The organism is Micromonospora sp. NPDC049679 (assembly GCF_040659735.1).
Taxonomy (GTDB): domain Bacteria; phylum Actinomycetota; class Actinomycetes; order Mycobacteriales; family Micromonosporaceae; genus Micromonospora_I.
Window position 1 is genome coordinate 1 of record NZ_JBFANZ010000095.1, and the last position, 1,132, is coordinate 1,132.

Genomic DNA, 1,132 nt, shown 5'->3' on the forward strand with positions numbered 1-1,132 from the left:
CCCTGCTCACCAGCCTGCCAGTGATCTGCATGGGGCTGGTAGCGTTGGTGGGTGTGCGCCTGGAGGCGAAGCTGGGAGAACGTCGCGGGATTGCCCTGGGCCTGATGATGATTCTGCTGGCGTGCCTCGCGCGCTGGCTGTTTGGCCAGGCGCCGGCGCTGCTGGCTACCGCACTGTTTGGCGGCGCCGGTGTGGCGCTGATCCAGGCGCTGGTGCCGGCGATGATCAAGCGCCAATTCCATCAGCGCGTGCCGTTGGCGATGGGGGTTTACTCGGCGTCGCTGATGGGCGGCGGTGGCTTGGCGGCGCTGCTCAGCCCGTTGGTGGCGGGGCATTTCCAGCACTGGCAGGCGGGGCTCGGGATCTGGCTGCTACCGGCCCTGGGCGCGCTGTTGCTGTGGGCGTGGCTGCCATTGGGTGCGGCGAAAAACCCGCAGGTGACGGCGCCGTTCCAGGGCCTGCGCAACCGTCGGGCGTGGTTGCTGGCGCTGTATTTCGGCCTGGTGAATTGCGGCTACATGAGCATGGTCGCGTGGTTGCCGGCCTACTATCAGCAGTTGGGTTGGGACGTGCTGCCCAGTGGTTCGCTGCTGGCGTTCATGACGATCTTCCAGGTGATCGCCGCGCTGTTGATGCCCGCACTGGCGCAACGCGGTATTGATCGTCGACCGCTGCTGAGCATCAGCCTGCTGGCCCAGACCGTGGGCTATATCGGCCTGCTGGCAGCGCCGCTGGAATTCCCGCACCTGTGGGTGGCGCTGATCGGCTTCGGCCTGGGGGCGTGTTTTGCCCTGAGCCTGCTGCTGACCCTGGATCACCGCCGCGACCCTCGGGAAGCCGGCCAACTGGCGGCACGAGGGCTTTGATTTTCGCCGGGTGGCGCAGTACACCGAGCAGGATATCGAGCGGCTGATGGCCGACCCGGGCATCGTGCGTAATCGCGCCAAGATCGTCTCCACCATCAACAACGCCCGGCGGGCCTGTGAGCTGGTGGATGAAACCGGATCGCTGGCGGCGTGGCTGTGGTCGTTTGAACCGTCCGCCGACGAGCGCCCGGCGCAGGTCGACCTGGCGTACTGGACGGCCAACCCGACCTCGGCCGCTTCAACACGCTTGTCCAAGGCCCTGAAAA

General features: G+C 66.7%; 2 protein-coding genes. Both read left to right on the forward strand.

The features are described from left to right. The coding region (locus AB0J06_RS26360) for an MFS transporter (RefSeq protein ID WP_357432364.1) at positions 1-866 on the forward strand (866 nt) is incomplete at its 5' end. A 10-nt stretch (positions 867-876) separates the two neighbouring features. Beyond that, the coding region (locus tag AB0J06_RS26365; RefSeq protein ID WP_357432366.1) for a DNA-3-methyladenine glycosylase I at positions 877-1,132 on the forward strand (256 nt) is incomplete at its 3' end.